This is a genomic window from Geodermatophilus sp. SYSU D01105 (genome assembly GCF_054050095.1).
On the sequence record NZ_JBJGYR010000002.1, the window covers coordinates 216,479 to 236,019 of the forward strand.

General features: G+C 76.3%; 14 protein-coding genes. 6 read left to right on the forward strand and 8 right to left on the reverse strand.

The window, feature by feature from the left end:
- Positions 1-89: 89 nt before the first annotated feature.
- Positions 90-845 (forward strand): MerR family transcriptional regulator, encoded by a 756-nt coding sequence (locus tag ACI79I_RS02600; RefSeq protein WP_456990711.1) that lies wholly within the window; start codon positions 90-92, stop codon positions 843-845.
- Positions 846-950: 105 nt separating this feature from the next.
- Here ACI79I_RS02600 and ACI79I_RS02605 read toward each other — a convergent pair whose 3' ends face one another.
- The gene (locus ACI79I_RS02605; RefSeq protein WP_456990712.1) at positions 951-1,745 is read right to left on the reverse strand and encodes a methyltransferase domain-containing protein; all 795 of its coding nucleotides are present in this window, start codon (positions 1,743-1,745) and stop codon (positions 951-953) included.
- A gap of 98 nt (positions 1,746-1,843) precedes the next feature.
- Between ACI79I_RS02605 and ACI79I_RS02610 the strand changes: the two genes are divergently transcribed.
- Both ACI79I_RS02610 and ACI79I_RS02615 read left to right on the forward strand, forming a co-directional pair.
- On the forward strand, positions 1,844-2,932 hold the full coding sequence (locus tag ACI79I_RS02610) for an FUSC family protein (protein ID WP_456990713.1): 1,089 nt from the start codon (positions 1,844-1,846) through the stop codon (positions 2,930-2,932).
- A 64-nt stretch (positions 2,933-2,996) separates the two neighbouring features.
- Complete coding sequence (locus ACI79I_RS02615) at positions 2,997-4,085, forward strand: FUSC family protein (RefSeq protein WP_456990714.1); 1,089 nt, start codon at positions 2,997-2,999, stop codon at positions 4,083-4,085.
- 69 nt (positions 4,086-4,154) lie between these two features.
- On the opposite strand, the gene ACI79I_RS02620 is transcribed toward ACI79I_RS02615, so the two are convergent.
- Positions 4,155-5,693 (reverse strand): glycerol-3-phosphate dehydrogenase/oxidase, encoded by a 1,539-nt coding sequence (locus tag ACI79I_RS02620; protein ID WP_456990715.1) that lies wholly within the window; start codon positions 5,691-5,693, stop codon positions 4,155-4,157.
- 16 nt (positions 5,694-5,709) lie between these two features.
- Between ACI79I_RS02620 and ACI79I_RS02625 the strand changes: the two genes are divergently transcribed.
- Entirely contained in the window at positions 5,710-7,416 is a 1,707-nt protein-coding gene (locus ACI79I_RS02625) for an FAD-binding oxidoreductase (RefSeq protein WP_456990716.1), read from the forward strand.
- A 232-nt stretch (positions 7,417-7,648) separates the two neighbouring features.
- Here the strand turns inward: ACI79I_RS02625 and ACI79I_RS02630 are convergent, their stop codons facing one another.
- Positions 7,649-9,154 (reverse strand): FAD-binding oxidoreductase, encoded by a 1,506-nt coding sequence (locus ACI79I_RS02630; RefSeq protein WP_456990717.1) that lies wholly within the window; start codon positions 9,152-9,154, stop codon positions 7,649-7,651.
- Between the two features lie 177 nt (positions 9,155-9,331).
- Here ACI79I_RS02630 and ACI79I_RS02635 point away from each other — a divergent pair, with 177 nt between their 5' ends.
- Entirely contained in the window at positions 9,332-12,733 is a 3,402-nt protein-coding gene (locus ACI79I_RS02635) for a BTAD domain-containing putative transcriptional regulator (protein ID WP_456990718.1), read from the forward strand.
- Between the two features lie 7 nt (positions 12,734-12,740).
- Here the strand turns inward: ACI79I_RS02635 and ACI79I_RS02640 are convergent, their stop codons facing one another.
- Both ACI79I_RS02640 and ACI79I_RS02645 read right to left on the reverse strand, forming a co-directional pair.
- Complete coding sequence (locus ACI79I_RS02640) at positions 12,741-13,346, reverse strand: hypothetical protein (protein ID WP_456990719.1); 606 nt, start codon at positions 13,344-13,346, stop codon at positions 12,741-12,743.
- Positions 13,347-13,350: 4 nt separating this feature from the next.
- Positions 13,351-14,118 (reverse strand): SDR family oxidoreductase, encoded by a 768-nt coding sequence (locus ACI79I_RS02645; RefSeq protein WP_456990720.1) that lies wholly within the window; start codon positions 14,116-14,118, stop codon positions 13,351-13,353.
- Between the two features lie 102 nt (positions 14,119-14,220).
- Here ACI79I_RS02645 and ACI79I_RS02650 point away from each other — a divergent pair, with 102 nt between their 5' ends.
- Positions 14,221-15,465 carry an arginine deiminase gene (locus ACI79I_RS02650; protein ID WP_456990721.1) on the forward strand — a complete coding sequence of 415 codons (1,245 nt, stop codon included), beginning with the start codon at positions 14,221-14,223 and terminating at the stop codon, positions 15,463-15,465.
- 129 nt (positions 15,466-15,594) lie between these two features.
- On the opposite strand, the gene araA is transcribed toward ACI79I_RS02650, so the two are convergent.
- From araA to ACI79I_RS02665, 3 genes are read right to left on the reverse strand one after another with little or no spacing between them, the layout of a single operon-like run.
- On the reverse strand, positions 15,595-17,106 hold the full coding sequence (gene araA / locus ACI79I_RS02655) for an L-arabinose isomerase (protein WP_456990722.1): 1,512 nt from the start codon (positions 17,104-17,106) through the stop codon (positions 15,595-15,597).
- A gap of 14 nt (positions 17,107-17,120) precedes the next feature.
- The gene (locus tag ACI79I_RS02660; RefSeq protein ID WP_456990723.1) at positions 17,121-17,810 is read right to left on the reverse strand and encodes an L-ribulose-5-phosphate 4-epimerase; all 690 of its coding nucleotides are present in this window, start codon (positions 17,808-17,810) and stop codon (positions 17,121-17,123) included.
- On the reverse strand, positions 17,807-19,480 hold the full coding sequence (locus ACI79I_RS02665; RefSeq protein WP_456990724.1) for a xylulokinase: 1,674 nt from the start codon (positions 19,478-19,480) through the stop codon (positions 17,807-17,809). Before ACI79I_RS02665 ends, ACI79I_RS02660 begins: the two co-directional genes overlap by 4 nt.
- Positions 19,481-19,541: the final 61 nt, after the last annotated feature.

A 19,541-nucleotide genomic window follows, 5' to 3' on the forward strand; every position in this document is an offset into this window, starting at 1 on the left:
CGGCAGCCTCCCGCACCGGGGTGACATCGCGCTTGACCCTGACGCAACGTCAGGCTGTGCACTCGTCCCCGTCAGAGAGGAGGGACCGCGTGAACGTGGGAGAGGTGGCCGCCCTGGCCGGGGTCACGGTGCGCACGCTGCACCACTACGACCGCATCGGCCTGGTGTCCCCGTCCGGGCGCACGTCGGCCGGCTACCGGCAGTACTCGCCGGCCGACCTGGACCGGCTGCACCAGGTGCTGCTCTACCGCGAGCTCGGGTTCCCCCTGGAGCAGGTCGCGACCCTGCTGGACGACCCGTCGGCGGACCCGACCGAGCACCTGCGCCGGCAACACCGGCTGCTGCTCGACCGGCTCGAGCGGACCCGGGCGATGGTCGCGGCCGTCGAGAAGGAGATGGAGGCGAGGGCGATGGGGATCGACCTGACCGCGCAGGAGCGGTTCGAGGTGTTCGGGGAGCACGACCCGGCGCAGTACGAGGCCGAGGTGCAGGAGCGCTGGGGGGAGACGGAGGCGTACGCCGAGTCGCAGCGGCGCACCCGCGGCTACGGCAAGGAGGACTGGCTGCGGGTCAAGGCCGAGCAGGAGGACATCGGCAACCGGTTCGTCGCGGCGATGCGGTCGGGCGTCGCACCGGACTCGACGGAGGCGATGGACGTCGCCGAGGCACACCGGCAGTCGATCAGCCGCAACTTCTACGAGTGCTCCCCCGAGCTGCACGCCTGCCTGGGCCGGATGTACGTCGAGGACGAGCGGTTCACCGCCACCTACGAGGCGATGGCGCCCGGGCTCGCGCGGTACGTGAGCACCGCCGTCCAGGCCAACGCCGCCCGCCAGGGGGCGTGACCGGCACAGTGCCCGCCCGGCGAGAGCCGTCTCGGCTCTCGCCAGGCGTCGGCCCCCTCCAGGGCACCGCCCCGAGCTCGCGAGGAGTGGGGAGGAGGTCCTCCATCAGACCCGGATGAGCAGCTCCCCGTGCAGCATGCCCAGCCAGCCGTCGTCCGCGGCCGCCCAGCGCAGCCACGCGGCGGCGACCTCCTCGAGCCCGGCGGGCGTGGCCAGCCCGTAGGCCACCGCCTGCTCGGCGAAGGCCGACGCCGTCGCCCGCCCGGCCCAGGAGGTCCCCCACCACTCCCGCTCCGCCGGCGAGGCGTAGCACCAGGACGACGCCGAGGCGGTGACGTCCCGCAGCCCCGCGGCGTGCGCCCAGGCCAGCAGCCGCCGCCCGGCGTCGGGCTCGGCCCGGTTGTGCCGCGCCACCGCGGAGTAGAGCTCGAGCCACCGGTCGAGCCCGGCGTCGGCGGGGAACCAGGTGACCGCCGCGTAGTCCACGTCCCGGACGGCGACCACCCCGCCGGGCCGGCAGACGCGGGCCATCTCGCGCAGGGCGGCGACCGGGTCGGTGAGGTGCTGCAGCACCTGGTGGGCGTGGACGACGTCGAACGAGTCGTCGGCGGCGTCGAGCGCGTAGACGTCGCCGACGGCGAAGGTCACCGGCACGCCCCGCCGCGCGGCCAGTTCCCGGGCCTCGTCGAGTGGAGCCGGCGACACGTCCACGGCGAGGACCCGGCCAGGGGCGACGCGCTGCGCCAGGTCCACGGTGATCGTCCCGGGGCCGCAGCCCACGTCGAGGAGGTCCAGGCCCGGGCGCAGCAGCGGCAGCAGGTGCGGCGCGGAGTTCTCCGCGGTGCGCCAGCGGTGGGACTGCAGGACGGGGTCGGCGTGCCCGTGCGTGTAGGTGTCCACGCTGGACAGCGTGCACCGTCCGGTCCACAGAGTGGAACTGCCTTCTCGCTGTGTGGGACGCTGCTGCTGGCGCCGGGGCCGTGCGAGGCTGGCTCCCCGTGAGCTCCGTGCGCGCACTGCTCCGGGACCCGACCGTCCAGCGCGGCGTCCGGGCGGCGATCGCGGCCGGGCTGGCCTGGCAGGTCGCCGTCCTGCTCCCGCCCGACCTCGCCGAGTACGCGTACTACGCGCCGCTCGGCGCCATCATCGCCGTCCACCCCACCATCGCCGACTCCGCGAGCGCCTCCTGGCGCACGGTGCTGGCCATCGTGCTCGGCCTCGGCCTGGCGGTCGCCGTCTCCGAGGTGACCCCCGGGCTGCCCGAGGCGCTCGTCCTCGCCCTCCTGGTGGCCCTGGCCGTCGGTCTCGAACGCCTGCCGGTGCTCGGGGGGAACGCCAGCTGGGTGAGCGTGGCCGCCGTCTTCATGCTCACCGTCGGAGCCGGGGACCCGGCCGACTTCGTCGCGGCCTACGCCGGGCTGGTGCTGCTCGGAGCGGCGGTCGGCGTGCTGGTCACCGCCCTGTTCCCGCCGCTCAACCTCACGTCGGCCCGACGCGCGATCGACGCCACCCGCGGGTTGTTCGCCGAGCACCTCACCGCCACCGCCGCGGAGCTGCGGGCGGGCCGGTCGCCCACGCTGGAGGAGGAACTGCTGCGGGCCACCGCCCGCGACGCCGCGCTCGGCCGGCTCCGCGAGGCCGAGCGGACCGTGGAGCGGGCGCAGCGGGCCAACGTCCGGGCCCGCCGCTGGCAGGACGCGAGGGCGCGCGTCCAGCAGGAATCCCAGGCGCTGGAGCGGGTCGCCGTCCTGCTCGACGACGTCACCGTCCTGGTGGCCGAGTACCAGCCGCACCGCAGCGGCGGCGAGCGGCCCGACCTGGGCACCGCCCGCCGTCTCGCCGACGCCCTCGAGGGGGTCGCCGGCGTGATCCGGACGCCGTACCACGCCACGGACGCGATCCGGCCCGACGACCGCGACCACCGGGTCCAGGTCGCCGGTGACGCGCTGGCCGCCCTGGTCGACCGGCTGCGGGCCACCACCATCGACGAGGACCCCGGCCTGCTCGCCCTCAGCGCGGTGGCGGTGGGGGTGGAGCGGGCACTGACGGCGCTCGACGCACTGCCCCGGGAGGAGCCCGCGACCTGAGCGCGACCAGCGTCACCCTCCCGGGTCCACATGACGGCGGGCGCACCGGTCATCCTGGGTCCCCGTGGAGCTCCTCTGGGCGCAGCTGCGCCGCCCGGCCGTGCAGCGCGGCGTGCGCGCGGCCGTGGCCGCGGGGCTGGCCTGGCAGGTCGCCGTCCTGCTGCCACCCCTGCTGTCCGACTACGCCTACTACGCCCCGCTCGGCGCGGTCATCGCCGTCCACCCCACGATCGCCGACTCCGCGAGCGCCGCCTGGCGCAGCGTGCTGGCGATCCTCACCGGGTTCGCGCTGGCCGTCGCCGTCTACGAGCTCACCCGGGCGGTGCCCAACGCGCTCACGATCGCCCTCATCGTGGCGCTGGCCGTCGCCGCCGAGCAGTGGCGGCTGTGGCGGGAGCAGGCCAGCTGGGTGAGCTTCGCCGCCGTCCTCATGCTCACCGTGGGCCTCGACGACCCGGACACCTACGTGCTGCGCTATGCCGGGCTGACCCTGCTGGGTGCGGCGATCGGCGTGCTCGTCACGACCGTGCTGTTCCCGCCGCTGCAGCTCACCCGCGCGATCGAGCAGGTGACCCGCACCCGCCGGGCGCTCGCCGACCACCTGCGCGACCTCGCCGCGACACTGCGCGCGGGCCAGGTGCCCGACATCGCGGAGTGGGCCGGCCGAGCCGGGCGCCTGGAGCGCGAGCTGGACCGGATGCGCGCGGCCGAGGGGCAGGTGGAGCGGGCCCGCAGGGCCAACCCGCGGGCCCGTGCCTGGCGGGGACGGGCCGCCGGCATCCGCGCCGAGTCGCGAGCGGTCGACCGCGTCGCCGTCCTCGTCGACGACCTCATCTCGCTGGTCGTGGAGGTCCAGCCGCACCGCCGGGGCGTGGACCCGGTGGACGCCGGCACCGGGTGGGTGCTCGCCGACGCCCTCGACGGCCTGGCCGGCGTGGTCGCCACCCCGTACCACAGCACGGACGGGACGACGCCGGACGAGCGGGACGAGCGGATCGCCGACGCCGTCACCGCGCTCGACCGCCTGGTCGGCCTGCTGCGCACCGCCCCGGTCGCCGACGACGAGGGCTTCTTCGCCCTGGGCGCGGTGGCGGTCGGCGTCCGCCGCGGGCTCACCGCCCTGGACGCGCACGCCCGCCGCCAGGCGGCCTGAACGCACGAGATCTGCACAGCGGCGGCCATCGGGGCCCCGAACGCCACCAGAGTGCAGATCTGGTCGCGCTCAGAGCTCCTCGGCGAGGACCCGCTCGGCGACCGGGACGGCGCGGGCCCGGTCGGCCGGCACCAGGCCGATCCGCAGGCGGCGGTCGAGCAGGTCGCCCACCGTGCGCGCGCCCTCGGCCCGGACGGCGAACCGCAGCTCCCCCACCGTCTCCGGCCGGCCCTCGACGACCGGTTCCCCGCCCAGCGCGGCGACCGCCGGCGCCTCGGTGCCGTACCGCGCGACCAGCCGGGGCGGGGCGTCCACCCGGTCCAGCGCCACCCGCGGAGCCGCGCCGACCAGCGGCAGCCGCGCGGTGCACGACCGCGGCGCGCGCCGGTCCAGCCGCGCCACCACCGCGTCCACGGCCTCCTCCGCCATGGCCCGGTAGGTGGTCAGCTTGCCGCCGACGACGGTGAGGACCGGTCCGTCCCACCGCAGCAGGTGCCTGCGCGAGAGGTCGGCGGTGGCGCCCCCGGGGCCGGCCCCGGCCGAGGCGGGGAGCACCAGCGGCCGCAGGCCGGCGTAGCAGCCGATGACGTCGTCGCGGGTCAGCGGCGCGGCCAGCACCCGGTTCACCGTCTCCAGCAGCTGCGCCACCTCGGCCTCGCTCGGCTGCGGGTCCTCGTCGGGGACCGTGCCGGGCACCGGCTCGTCGGTGAGCCCGAGGTACACCGGCCCGTCCGGCTGCGGCAGCGCGAACACGTACCGCGACCGCGATCCCGGCAGCGGCACGGTCAGCGCCGCGGTGGGGGAACCGAACCGCTCCGCCGGCACGACCAGGTGGGAGCCGCGGGAGGGCACCAGCCCGACCCCCGGCGCCAGCCGCTGCGCCCAGACCCCGGTCGCGTTGACGACGACGTCCGCGCGCAGCGGGAGCGCCTCGCCGTTGTCGAGCTCGACGTCCACGTCCTGGCCGTCCACCGCCCGGACCGCCGCCCCGGTCAGCACCCGCGCGCCGGCCGCCGCCGCCGTCCGGGCGAGCGCGACGACCAGCCGCGCGTCGTCGGTGAGCTGGCCGTCCCAGAACACGACCCCGCCACGGCTGCCGCGGACCCCCGGCGTCAGCCGGGCCACCTCCGACGGCCCCACCCGCCGGGTGCGGGGCAGCGAGCGGCGGCCACCGGGCACCGAGGAGCGGACGGCGTCCCCCAGCCGGCCCCCGAGGCCGGCGAGCGCGGCCACGGTCCGGCCGGCGGCGTCGGGCACCAGGAACGGCAGCGGCCGGACCAGGTGCGGCGCCGTCGCCCCCATGAGGACGACGCGCTCGCGGGCGCTCTCCCGCGCCAGGCCGACCTCGCCGTGGGCCAGGTAGCGCAGCCCGCCGTGCACGAGCTTCGACGACCACCGGCTGGTCCCCGCGGCGAGGTCGGCGCGTTCGAGCAGCGCGACCGACAGCCCGCGGGCCGCGGCGTCCACGGCCACCCCGGCGCCGGTCACGCCACCGCCGACCACCACCACGTCCACCCGGCCCCCGGCGACGACGTCGAGGTCGGCAGCCCGCCGGGCCGGGGAGAGCGCGCCGGCAGCGGCGCCGTCGGACGCTCCCCTCCGCAGCACCCGGCAGACTGTAGCCGTGCCCGAGCAGCCCGAACTGACGATCCAGGGCTGGGGGTCGCCCACCCGCCCGCGCGACGCCACGGTGACCGCCGGGACCGACGGTGGCGACGGCAACCTGGCGCTGACGACCTTCCCCGACCTGGCCGAGGTGCTGCCCAAGGCCGCCCGGCGGCACCTGGCCCGGGAGCTCGGCTGGACGCCCCGCGCCACCCCGCCGGTGCCGGTCGACGCGATCCGGCTGGCGCCCTCACGGCTCGCCGAGGACTGCCGGACGCGGCTGGCCGACCTGCTGGGCGAGGAGAACGTCCGCACCGACCGGGAGAGCCGACTGCGGCACGCGGGCGGCAAGAGCTACCTGGACCTGCTGCGCCGGCGGGAGGGCGACGCCTCCGACGCCCCCGACGCGGTCGTCACCCCGGGCGGCACCGAGGAGACCGCCGCGCTCCTGGCGCTGTGCAGCGAGATGGGCGTCGTCGTGGTGCCCTTCGGGGGCGGCACCAGCGTCGTCGGCGGGCTCTCGGGCATCGACGCCGACGACCGGCCCTCGATCTCGGTGGACGTCCGGCGCATGGCGTCGGTGCAGGCGCTGGACGTGCCCTCGTCCCTGGTCACCGTCGGCCCGGGCATGCGCGGGCCCGCGCTGGAGCAGCACCTGGAGTCGTCCGGCCTCACCCTCGGGCACCTGCCGCAGAGCTGGGAGTACGCCACCCTGGGCGGCTACGCGGCGACCCGGTCGGCGGGGCAGTCCTCCACCGGGGTCGGCCGGTTCGACGACCTCGTCGCCGGGCTCACCCTGGCCACGCCGTCGGGGGTGCTGGAGCTCGGCTCCCCGCCCGCGTCGGCCGCCGGGCCGGACCTGCTCGGCCTCGCGCTGGGGTCGGAGGGTGCGCTCGGCGTGATCACCCAGCTCCGGCTGCGGGTGCGCCCCAAGCCCCGGGCGTCGGAGTACGAGGGCTGGTCGTTCCGCTCCTGGGCGGCGGGGCTGGCCGGGCTGCAGCGGCTGGCCCGCCACGACCTGCTGCCCGACGTCGTCCGGCTGTCCGACCCCGAGGAGACCCGCGCCACCCTGCTCATGGCCGGTGGCCCCGGCGCGCGGGCGCTGCGCGGCTCGCTGCGTGCCCGTCGACACGGCGAGGGCTGCCTGCTGGTGGCCGGCTGGGAGGGACTGCCCCCGCTGGTGCGCGCCCGCACGCGGGCGGCGGCGTCGGTGCTGCACGACGGCGGCGCGATCCGGGTCGGCCGGCGGGTCGGCGAGTCCTGGCGGCGGCACCGGTTCGCCGCGCCCTACACCCGCGACAGCATGCTCGACGCCGGCCTGCTGGTGGAGACCCTGGAGACCGCGGCCACCTGGACGGCACTGCCCACGGTCTACGACGCCGTCCGCGGAGCGCTGCGCGAGTCGCTGGGCCGCAGGGGACGGCGTCCGCTGCTGATGAGCCACGTGTCGCACGGCTACCCCACCGGCGCCTCCCTCTACGTCACGGTGATCGCCGACCGCGACGACGACCTGCCCATCCAGCAGTGGCTGGCGGCGAAGCGGGCGGCCACCGACGCACTGGTGGCCGCCGGCGGCACGCTGACCCACCACCACGCCGTCGGGGCCGACCACCGCCCGTGGCTGGAGCGGGAGCTCGGCCCCCTGGGGGTGGAGGTGCTGCGAGCGGTCAAGCAGCGGCTGGACCCGCAGGGCGTCTGCAACCCCGGCGTGCTGCTCCCCGACTGAACGGAGATCCCCGTGCAGGTCGGCCCCGTCCAGGGCACCGCCCCGAGCCGGCGAGGGGTGGGAGGCCGGGGACCTCTCTCAGTCCTCGTCGCCGGGACCCTCGTCGGGCCGACGATCGGCGGGTTCGCCGTCCCGGGGAGCCGGGAGGCCCGGGCGGATCCGGCGGTAGTGCCGGGGCAGGCGCCGGGGCCGCTCCTCCGGGCCCCCGTGCCAGCCGGCCCCGGCGTCGCCCTCAGCCACGGGGGTCGAGGGCCCGGGCGTCGCGGGCCGGGGCGTCGAGGGCCCGGGCGTCGAGGGCCCGGGCGTCGAGAGCATGGCCGGAGGAGAACACCCCCCGCGGGTCGACGGCAGCCTTGAGGGCGAGCAGCCGCTCGCGGACGTCCGCCGGGTAGGCCGCCGCCACCTCGGCCGGGCCGGCCACGTCCCCGAGGAAGTTGACCATGCACCCGGGCGCGGCCCATGGCTGCAGCGCGGCGAGCACACCGCGCCCGACGTGCGGCACGACCTCGGCCAGCTCCGGCACCGCCGGGCCGAGCACCAGCACCGACCAGGCGGCGTCCCGGCCGGCGACGGCGTTGGGCACCCGCGGCCGGCGGGCCAGCGCGCCACCCATCTGCCGGAGCTCGGCCATGACCAGCGGCACCTCGACCTGCGGGCCGGCCGCGGCGAGGAACGCGTCGACGGTCTCCTCGGTCAGCTCGGCGAGCAGCATCCCCTTCTCCCAGCCGGGCATCGGGTCCTCGGGGTCCATGTGCACCGCGTCCATCTCGGTGGTCAGCAGCGGGCCGACGAAGCCGAGCACGATCCGCCCGGCGGCCCGCATCGGCTCCACCAGCCGCTCCCCCTCGGCCGGGTCGTCGCCGCAGTAGGCGTAGCGCAGGTGCACGACGGTCTGCCCGCGCAGCGGCTCGGGGAGCGCCTCCATCGGCGGCAGGCGCAGGACCGCGATCGAGGTGGTCGCCTCCTCGGGCAGGGTCGGCGCCCAGGCGCGGAAGGCGTGCAGGACGGCAGCGGCGTCCTCGGCGGCGAAGAACACCCCACCACCGACCAGCGAGCGCACCGGGAACAGCTCCATCTCGAGGGAGGTCACGATGCCGAAGTTGCCCGTGCCGCCGCGCACCCCCCAGAACAGCTCGGGCTCGTTCTCGGCACAGACCGTCCGCAGCGCGCCGTCGGCGGTCACGATGTCGAAGGAGACGACGGCGTCCGCGGCGAAGCCGAACCGGCGGCCCAGCGAGCCCATCCCGCCGCCGAGGGTGTAGCCGACCACCCCGACGTCGGACGACGAGCCGCACAGCCCGGTGAGCCCGTGCTCGGCCGCCGCGGTGAGCACCTTCTCCCACCGCACGCCGGCCTCGACGCGGGCGGTGCGGCGGACGGGGTCGACGGTGACCCCCTGCATGCGCCGGGTGGACACCAGCACGGAGCCCGCGGCGTTGCGGACCGGCCCGTGCCCGGTCGCCTGCACGGCCACCGGCAGGCCGTGGGCGGCGGCCCAGGAGACGGCGGCGGCGACGTCCGCGGCGCAGGTCGCGCCGACCGCGACGGCAGGGGTGTGGGTGACCGCGAGGTTCCACGCGAGGACCTCGGCGGCGAGGCCCTCCTCACCGGCGGCGTAGACCGGTCCGTGGACGCAGGCGCGCAGGTCGTCGACGTCGGCGGCCGGGACGGCGCTGTCGGCGGGCGGGCGCGGGGCGGGGATGGTCTCGACGGCGGTGCTGACCTCGGAGAGGCTCATCGGGGGTTCCTCGGCGGGACGGTCGCGGCGGCGCCGCGGGGTCGGGTGTCGGACGGGGACGACCCTGGCCGCGCGGACTTGACGGGCACTTGCAGGCCGCTTGCGCGCGGACTTGCGGACCCGGGCGGTGCAGGAAGGACTCCCGTTTCCCGCCCGGACCTGCGAGGATCCCGCCTCGTGCGGTTCCGCGTCCTCGGGCCTCTCGAGGTCACGGGCCCCGACGGGCGCCCCCTCGACGTGGGCGGCGCCAAACCCCGCGCGCTGCTGACCCTGCTGCTCGCCGAGCCGGGCCGCGCGGTCGCCATCGACCGGATCGTGGCGACCCTGTGGGGCGACGAACCGCCGCCCACGGTCACGGGCACCCTGCAGGCCTACGTCTCCCACCTGCGGCGGGTGCTCGAGCCGGCCCGCGGCCCCCGCGAGGCGCCCAAGGTGCTGCTCACCCGACCACCGGGCTACCTGCTGCAGGTGGAGGCCGCCGACCTGGACAGCCTGCGCTTCGCCCAGCTGGTCGGCGAGGGCGACCGCGCCGTCGAGGGCGGTGACCCGGCCCGCGGCGTCGCGCTGCTGGACCAGGCCCTCAAGCTGTGGCGGGGTGAGCCGCTGGCCGAGCTCGGGGAGACGCCGGCGGCGGCCACCGACCGGCTCCGGCTCACCGAGCTGCACGTGCGGGCCCGGGAGCGCCGCTGCGACGCGCTGCTGGCCATGGGCCGGGCCGACTCCGCCGTCCCGGACCTCGAGGACCTGGTCGCCGGGCACCCGTTGCGCGAGCGGCTGTGGGCCCGGCTGGTCACCGCGCTCTACGCCGCCGACCGGCAGGCCGACGCGCTGGACGCGCTGCGCCGCTGCACCGAGCTGCTGCGCGGCGAGCTGGGCATCGACCCGGGGCCGGAGCTGCGCGACCTGGAGCGGGCGGTCCTCCGCCAGGACCCGAGGCTCACCGACCGGGTGCCCCGCCCCGTCCTCTCCGTCGTCCCGCCGCCGGCGGCCATGCCGTCCGCCACCCCCGGCCACGACACCCTGGTCGGCCGGCAGGCCGAGCTCGGCCACCTGCGCACCGTCGGCGAGCAGGTGGCGGCCGGGCGGCCGGCCATCGTCGTCCTCGGTGGCGAGCCGGGCATCGGCAAGACCCGGCTGGCCGAGGCGGCCGCCGACGTCGGGCGGGCGGGCGGTTGGTCGGTGGCCTGGAGCCGGTGCGCGGACGACGCCGGCGCGCCGGCGCTGTGGCCGTGGACCCAGGTGCTCGAGCAGCTGGGGCAGGAGCAGCTCACGCCGTTGCCCGACGACCCCGCCGCGGACGCCGACGCGGCGCGGTTCGGGCTGTTCCAGGACCTGCGCGCCCGGCTCACCGCTGCTGCCGCCGCCCGGCCGGTGCTCGTGGTCCTCGACGACCTGCAGGGCGCCGACACCACGTCGGTGCAGCTGCTGAGCCTGCTGGCGCGGCACCTGCCGCGGGTGCCGCTGATGGTGGTGGTCACCGTCCGCTCGGTGGGTGAGGACCTGCCCGAGGTGGTGGTCGACTGCCTGGCCCGGCTCAACCGGGAGCCGGCGGCCAGCCGGATCCGCCTGTCCGGGCTGCCCACCGAGGACGTCGCCGCGCTCATGGCCGGGCAGCTCGGCGCCGTGGGCGGGCGCGCGCTCGCCGAGACCGTGCACGACCGCACCGCGGGCAACCCGTTCTTCGTCGTCGAGCTGGCCCGGTGGATGGTCAGCACCCACGACCTGCGCCTGGACCGGGTGCCGGTCCCCCCGTCGATCCGCGAGGTGCTGCGCAACCGGCTGGCCCGGCTGGCCCCCGGCACCCGGGAGGTCCTGGAGCTGGCCGCCGTCGCCGGCCGTGAGGTGGGCCTGGACCTGCTGGAGGCGGCCGGCACGCCGGCGGAGGAGGCGCTCGCCGCGCTGGACGCGGCGACCGCCTTCGGCCTGGTCGTCGAGGGCCACCAGCCGTGGAGCTGGCGGTTCACCCACGCGCTGGTGCAGGAGGTGCTGCACGGCGACCTGCCGGCGCTGCGCCGGGCCCGGCTCAACGCCCGCCTGGCCGGCGCCCTGGAGCGGCGGGCCCCGGGCGGGCGCGCCGACGACGCCGTCGTGGAGCGGCTGGCCCACCACTTCGTCGAGGCGGTCCCGGTCACCGGCCCCGGCCCCGCGCTGCGGTACTCGACCGCCGCGGCGCAGGCGGCCCGGGAGCGGCTGGCGCACGGCGAGGCGGCCGCGCACGTGCGCCGGGCGCTGTCCCTGCTCGACCCGTCCGCGCCCGACGCCGCCCGCACCCGGCACGACCTGCTCACCACGCTCGGCAACGACCTGCTGCGCAGCGGTCAGCGCACCGAGGCGGGGGACGTGGTGGAGGAGGCGATCGCGGTCGCCCGCGAGCTCGGTGACCGGCGCTGCCTGCTGGAGTCCGCGGCGGTGTGGGGCTCGCCGACGTTGTGGAACTGGCGACCCCACGGCGTGGTCGACCACGAGATGGTGGCCCTGCTGGAGGACCTGCTCGAGCACCGGGACCAGATCGCCCCGGACGCCGCAGGCGAGGAGCGCGACCGGCTGACCGCCCGGCTGCTGGGCACCCTTGGCGTCGAGCTGGCCTTCAGCGAGGACCTGCAGAAGGGCCCGCGCTACGCCGAGCGCGCGGTCGAGCTCGCCCGCCAGGTCGGCGACGCCGAGCTGCTGGGCCGGACCCTGAACAACCACTCCCTCGCCGTGTGGGGCCGTCCCGGGGCGGCCGAGGTGCGGCTGGCCGCGACCGACGAGGCCCTCGGGCTGGCCGGGCGGGGGCTGCCGCGGCGCACCGAGTTCTACGCCCGGCTGCACCGGGCGGCGATCCGGCTGCACCTGGCCGACCTGCGCGGCTTCGAGGCCGACATGGACGCCGGACGCCGGCTGGCCATCTCGCTGTCCGGCCCCGAGGTGCGCCCGCACGTGTTGTGGCAGCAGGCCGGCGCCGCCTGGCTGCGCGGGGACGCGGCGCGCGCCGAGGAGCTGACCACCGAGGCCTACGAGCTCTACCGCAAGGTCACCCCGCACGCCGCGCACGCCTTCGCGGCGCACCAGTTCACCCTGCGCCGCGGGGACCACCGCCTCCCCGAGGCGATCGACCTGCTGGTGCGGACCGGCGACGAGGGCAACCCGCTGCTGCAGCTGATGGCGGTGCTCGCCGCGGCCGAGTCCGGCGACCTCCCCGAGGCCCGCCGGCTGCGCAAGCGCTGGGGCCGCACCCAGGTCCGCGACTGGGCCAGCGACGTCGCGACCCTGCTGCAGGCCGAGGTCGCCCTGCAGATCGGCGACGAGCCGGAGATCGAGATGGCGACGGTCCAGCTGCAGCCGTTCCGCGGCCGGCAGGCGGTGCTGGGGACGCCGTCGTTCACCCTCGGCGCCTACGACGAGCTGCTCGGCCGGATCGCCGAGCGCACCGGGGACACCGCGGCCGCCCGGGAGTGGTGGCTGGCGGCCCGCCGGCAGGGCCGGCTCGTCGGCTCGCCGCACCAGGTGGCGCTGGCCGAGTCGCACCTGACGCGGGTGCCCGAGGAGTCCGCCACCCGGCCGCGCGGGAAGCGGCCGAGCGCGCCGCGGTCCGCCTGACCCCCGGTCAGGGCAGCTGCACGGTCGTGGTCACCCGCACGACGCTCGGCCGGGGCGGGACCGAGCCGAACCCGAAGGTGACCGGTGGCCGGACCGGCGCCAGCCCGCCCAGCGGAGCGCCCTCCCACGACCCGGCGGCCGACGCCAGCACGTGCAGGTCCTGCACGCCGTACCACTCGGTGCGCCCGTTCCCGGCCGAGCCCGTGGTGCGCAGGCCGGTCAGCAGCCGCGCCGGCCGGTCGAGCAGGCCCACCCAGGCAGGGGTCCGGGCCAGCGGCGCGGGGACCGAGCGCAGCAGCCACCCCAGCGGCGGACGGCGCCCCGTCTCGACCGTCAGCCGCAGCGGCCCGCCGGTCACCGTCCAGGTCCGGGCCTGCGGCCGGTCCACCGTCACGTCGAGGACCCGCACCTCGTCGAAGGCGTAGGTGGCCGCGATGAACTCCGCGGCCTCCGCCGACGGGGCGAGCAGCACCCGGCGCCCGTCGGGGCGCTGCACCATCACGTCGGAGAGCGGCCCCAGCGGCGACCGGGGCCAGTGACCGACGACGACCCGGGTGCCCGAGGTGGTGCCGATGCCGAGGATCCAGCCGTCGAAGCGGAGCCGCTGGGTCATCGGGTCAGAGGGTGGTCGCCCGGCCGCCGTCCACGGGGATGACCGCGCCGGTGACGTAGGCGCCGGCCCGGCTGCTCAGGTAGACCACGACGCCGGCCATGTCGTCGGGCCGGCCGATCCGCCCCAGCGGGGACGACGCGACGATCTCCTCGCCGTGCGCCGCCAGCGTCGCCGCCATCATCTTCGACTCGAACGGGCCGGGGGCCACGGCGTTGACCGTGATCCGCCTCGGGCCGAGCTCCTTGGCCAGCACCCGGGTGAGGTGGTGCACCCCGGCCTTGCTGGCCGAGTAGGAGTAGGTCGGCAGCGACGGCGCGTGCAGGCCGTCGATGCTGCCGACGTTGACCACGCGGGCCGGGTCGTCGTCGGTGCCGGCGGCCTCCAGCAGCGGCAGGAACGCGCGGGTGAGGAAGAACGGCGCCTTGAGGTTGAGGTCGAGCACCTTGTCCCACGCCGACGCGGGGAACTCCGCGAGCGGCGCGCCCCAGGTGGCGCCGGCGTTGTTCACCAGGACGTGCAGCCGCTCCTCGCGCTCCCCCACCGCGGCGGCCAGCCGCAGGCACTCGGCCTCGGTGGAGACGTCGGCGGGGATCGAGGTGACCCGCCCGAACCGGGACAGCTCGGCGACCGCCGCCTCGCCGGCCTCGGACGTGCGGGAGCTGACGTAGACCGCCGCGCCGGCCTGCAGCAGGCCGCGGGCCATCATCAGCCCGATGCCCCGGGTGCCGCCGGTGACGACGGCGACCTTGCCGGTCAGGTCGAACAGGTCCACAGCGGTCTCCACGCGGGTCGGGACGTCGGCCGGCCGACCCTATCCAGCGACCTCCCGGCCCTCGGGCGGCGGCGGGCGGCCTCCCTGTGCCAGCCTCGCCCCATGAGCGCACCCGCCGTCGAGACCGCCGTCCCGGGCGTGACCAGCGAGGTGGGGCCGCTGCGCACGGTGCTCCTGCACCGGCCCGGTGCCGAGCTGCGGCGGCTGACCCCGCGCAACAACGACGAGCTGCTCTTCGACGGCGTGCCCTGGGTGCCGCGCGCGCAGGAGGAGCACGACCGCTTCGCCGCCGAGCTCACCACCCGCGGCGTCGAGGTGCTCCACCTCGACCGGCTGCTGACCGAGGTGCTCGAGGTCCCCGCCGCGCGGGACGAGCTGGTCGCCGCCGCCGTCGACGACCCGCGGCTGGGCGCCACCCTCACCCGCACGGCGGCCGCCCACCTCGCCGGCCTGGCACCCGACGACCTCGCCGCCACGCTGATCGCCGGGCTGGCCCACGACGAGCTGCCCGGCGCGCGCGGCCTGTCCTACGAGCTCATGGACCGGCACGAGTTCGTCGTCCGGCCGCTGCCCAACCTGCTGTTCACCCGCGACTCGTCGGTGTGGGTCGGCGACCAGGTGGCGGTCACGTCGCTGGCGATGCCGGCCCGGCACCGGGAGAGCACGATCACCGCCGCCGTCTACGCCCACCACCCGCGGTTCGCCGGCACCGAGCAGCTCTACGACGCCTCGCTGGAGCACCTGGAGGGCGGCGACGTCCTGCTGCTGGCGCCGGGGGTGGTGGCGGTGGGCGTCGGCGAGCGGACGACGCCGGGAGGAGCCGAGCGCCTGGCGCGGCGGGTGTTCGCCCGCGGACTCGCGCACACGGTGCTGGTCGTCCCGATCGCCCAGCAGCGGGCGACCATGCACCTGGACACCATCGCCACGATGGTCGACGTCGACGCGCTGGTCATGTACCCCGCGGTCGCCGACTCCCTGGTGGCCTGGACGGTGACGGCCGGGGAGGGCGGGGCCGGCCCGATGGCCGACGACGACACGACCGACCTCGTGGTGCGCGGCCCGGCGCCGTTCCTCGAGGCCGCGGCCACCGCCATGGCCATCGACCGGCTGCGGGTGATCGACACCGGCCTGGACCCGGTCACCGCCGAGCGCGAGCAGTGGGACGACGGCAACAACACCCTCGCGCTGGCCCCGCGGCTGACCGTCGCCTACGAGCGCAACACGGTCACCAACGCCGCGCTGGAGGCCGCCGGGATCGAGGTGGTCCGGATCGCCGGCTCCGAGCTCGGCAGCGGCCGCGGCGGACCGCGGTGCATGAGCTGCCCGGTCCGCCGCGACCCGCTCTGAGCCGACGCCGCCCGTCCGGGGGCACCCCTCTCCCCGCGGAGCTCGTGCTCTGCATGCACGTGGCAGGCAGAGCACGAGCTCCCCGAGGGGTGGGGTCGGGCCGTCCCGGGGGACGGGGGTGCCGAGCGGTTACAGCCCCTGGGCCAGCCGGTGGTAGGCCGCCGACCAGCGCAGCTCCTTGGCCAGCGACCGGCGGGTGGTGTCGGCGTCGATGAGCACCAGCTCGGTGGAGAACACCTCCGCCAGGTCGGTGAGCTCCTCGGCGCCCAGCGCCGTCGAGAGCACCGTGTGGTGCGGCCCGCCGGCGGTCAGCCAGCCCTCGGTCGCCGTCTCGAAGTCCGGGCGCGGCTCCCAGACCGCGCGCGCCACGGGCAGGTTCGGCAGCGGCTCGGCGGGCTCGACGACGTCGATCTCGTTGGCCACCCAGCGGAACCGGTCGCCCAGGTCGCACCAGCCCACGACGACGCCCTCGCCCGGGGCCGCGGTGAACACCAGCCGGGCGGGGTCCTCGCGGCCGCCGATCGACAGCGGGTGCACCTCCACCCGCGGCCTGTCCCCGGCGATGGTCGGGCAGACCTCGAGCATGTGCGCGCCGAGGATCGTCGGGGTGTCGGTGGCCAGGTCGTAGGTGTAGTCCTCCATGAAGGACGTGCCCCCGGGCAGCCCGGCGGCGGCGACCTTGAGGGTGTGCAGCAGCACCGCCGTCTTCCAGTCGCCCTCTCCGCCGAACCCGTAGCCGTCGGCCATCAGCCGCTGGACGGCGAGGCCGGGGAGCTGCCGCAGCCCGCCGAGGTCCTCGAAGTTCGTGGTGAAGGCCCCGAACCCGCCGTCCTCGAGGAAGGTGCGCAGCGCCGCCTCGATGCGGGCCTGGTACCGCACCGCCTCGTGCTGCGGACCGCCCGGCCCGGCGTCCTCGGCGAACTCGTAGAGGTCGCCGTACTCCTGGACCAGCGCGTCGACCGTCTTGTCCTCCACCGCGTCCACCACGGCGACCAGGTCGTTGACGCCCCAGGTGTTCACCGAGACGCCGAAGCGGATCTCCGCCTCGACCTTGTCCCCCTCGGTGACCGCGACGTTGCGCATGTTGTCGCCGAACCGGGCCACCCTGAGCGACCGCACCGCGTGCGCGGCGGCCGCGGCCCGGGCCCACGACCCGACCCGGGCCCGCACCCGCGGGTTGGCGACGTGCCCGGCGACCGTCGTCCGTGGCATGCGCAGCCGGGTGAGGACGTACCCGTACTCCCGGTCGCCGTGGGCGGCCTGGTTGAGGTTCATGAAGTCCATGTCGATCGTCGCCCACGGCAGGGCGGCGTCGGCCTGGGTGTGCAGGTGCAGCAGCGGCTTGCGAAGCGCGTCGAGCCCGCTGATCCACATCTTCGCCGGGGAGAAGGTGTGCATCCAGGTGATGACGCCGACGCAGGTCGGGTCCTCGTTGGCCTCACCCATCGCCCGCCGGATGGCGGCGGCGTCGGTGAGCACGGGCTTCCAGACCACCCGGATCGGGACCTCACCGGCCTCGTCGAGCGCGGCGGCAACCCGCTGGGACTGCTCGGCGACCTGCTGGAGGGTCTCCTCGCCGTACAGCCCCTGGCTGCCCGTCAGGAACCACAGCTCGTGCCCGGTGAACGGGTCTGCGACCACGGGGGCGTCCTTCCTCACTGTCCGTAGACGTTCTGGTAGCGGTTGTAGAGCGAGTCGATGTCGGACTGCGCGATCGGCAGCGGCTCGCCGAGCTGCCGCGAGAAGTGCACCGTGCGGGCGACGTCCTCGGTCATGACGGCCGCCTTGACCGCGGCCTTCGCGGAAGGACCGATGGTGAAGACGCCGTGGTTCTGCATGAGGACGGCGGGCGAGCGGGAGCCGCGCAGCGTGGCCACGATCCCCTGGCCGATCGAGTCGTCGCCGATCAGCGCGAACGGCCCGATCGGGATGGGCCCCCCGAACTCGTCGCCCATCGCGGTGAGCACGCAGGGGATCGCCTCGCCGCGCGCGGCCCACGCGGTGGCGTACGGGCTGTGCGTGTGCACCTGCCCGTTGACCTCGGGCATGTGCCGGTAGACGTAGGCGTGCGCGTCGGTGTCGCTGGAGGGCTTCTTCACCCCGTCGACGGCGTTGCCGTCGAGGTCGCAGACGGTGATGCCCTCCCAGGTCAGCTCGTCGTACTCGACCCCGCTGCCCTTGATGACGAAGAGGTCCTCGCCGGGCACCCGCTCCGAGACGTTCCCCGAGGTCCAGGTGACCAGCTCGTAGCGGGTCAGGTGGCCGTGCAGTCGGGCCACGTGCTCACGCTGCTCGCGGAACGTTCCCCGCTCGGTACGGACGGTCGTCGCCGTCGGTGGGTTCATGCCTGCTCCTCGATCAGGGCCGACGCCGTCGTCTCGACGTCGGGGGATTGCGGGTCGGCCGGCCGGTGGCCGATGCCCACGTGGTCCACGGCGGCCCGCTCGACCGGCAGTGCGGCGACGTAGCGCTGCATGAACGCGTCGAAACCGGCGACGTCGGCCGGCTCGGGCTCGACGGTCTCCAGCGCGGTGCCGGTGAAGACCACGGTGTCCAGGTAGTCGGCCAGGCTCTGCTCCGGCGCGCGCTCGGCGGCGAAGGCGGCGAGGACGGCCATCCCCCAGGCGCCGCCCTCGGCCGCGACGTCACCGACGGAGACCGGCGTGTCGATCGCCGCGGCCAGGAAGCGCTGGGCCACGCCCCTGGTCTTGAACAGGCCGCCGTGGGCGAACATCCCGTCGAGCCGCACGCCCTCGGTCTCCAGCAGCACGTCCATGCCGATGCGCAGGGTGGCCAGGGAGGCGAACAGGTGCGTGCGCATGAAGGTCGCGAGGTCGAACCTGCTGTCCGGGGACCGCAGGAACAGCGGCCGCCCCTCCTCGAAGTCGGTGATCGGCTCGCCGGAGAGGTAGTTGTACGCCAGCAGGCCACCGCAGTCGCTGGCACCACCGAGCGCGGCGGTGAACAGGGTCTCGAAGACGACCGACGGGTCGGCCGAGACACCCAGCGCCCGGGCGAACTCGGCGAACAGCCCGGCCCACGCGTCCAGTTCGCTGGCCCCGTTGTTGCAGTGGACCATGGCCACCGGGTCCCCGGCCGGCGTGGTGACCAGGTCGAGCTCGCGGTGCACCCGGCTCAGCTCGTGCTCCAGCACGACCATGGCGAAGATGCTCGTCCCGGCGGAGACGTTGCCGGTGCGCGGGGCGACCGAGTTGGTGGCGACCATCCCCGTCCCCGCATCCCCCTCGGGCGGGCAGAGCGGGATGCCGGGGCGCAGCCGCCCGGTGGGGTCGAGCAGCCGCGCGCCCGCCTCGGTCAGCGTCCCGGCCGGCTCGCCGGCGCGCGCGACCGTCGGCAGCAGGTCCGCCAGGGTCAGCTCCACCCCCGCCTCGGCCGCGAGCTGGTCGAACCGGGCCAGCATCGCGGCGTCGTAGCCGCCGGTGTCGCTGTCGATCGGGAACATGCCGCTGGCGTCGCCGACACCGAGCACCTTGTCGCCGGTGAGCCGCCAGTGCACGTACCCGGACAGGGTCGTCAGGTGGTCCAGCCGACCGACGTGTTCCTCGCCGTCCAGGATCGCCTGGTAGAGGTGGGCGACGCTCCAGCGGTGCGGGATGTTGTGGCCGAACTCCGCGCTCAGCCGCTCGGCCGACTCCCCCGTGTTCGTGTTGCGCCAGGTGCGGAACGGCGTCAGCAGCTCACCGTCGGCGTCGAACGCCAGGTAGCCGTGCATCATCGCCGACACGCCGAGCGCGCCCACCGTGGACAGCTCGACCCCGTGGCGTCGCTGCACGTCCGCCGCCAGGGCCGCGACGCTCTCCTGCACACCGGCCCAGACGGCGTCCAGCGAGTACGTCCACAGCCGGTCCACGAACTGGTTCTCCCAGTCGGAGGTGCCGACGGCGAGCGGAGCGGAGTCCGGACCGATCAGCACCGCCTTGATCCGGGTCGATCCGAGCTCGATCCCCAGGGCCGTGCGCCCTCCGGCGATCGCGGCGCCGACGTCCATCGTCATGTCCTGGATCCCTCTCTCCCACCGGTGACCGGCCCGGTCCCAGCGGTCCCGTGGACCGCGG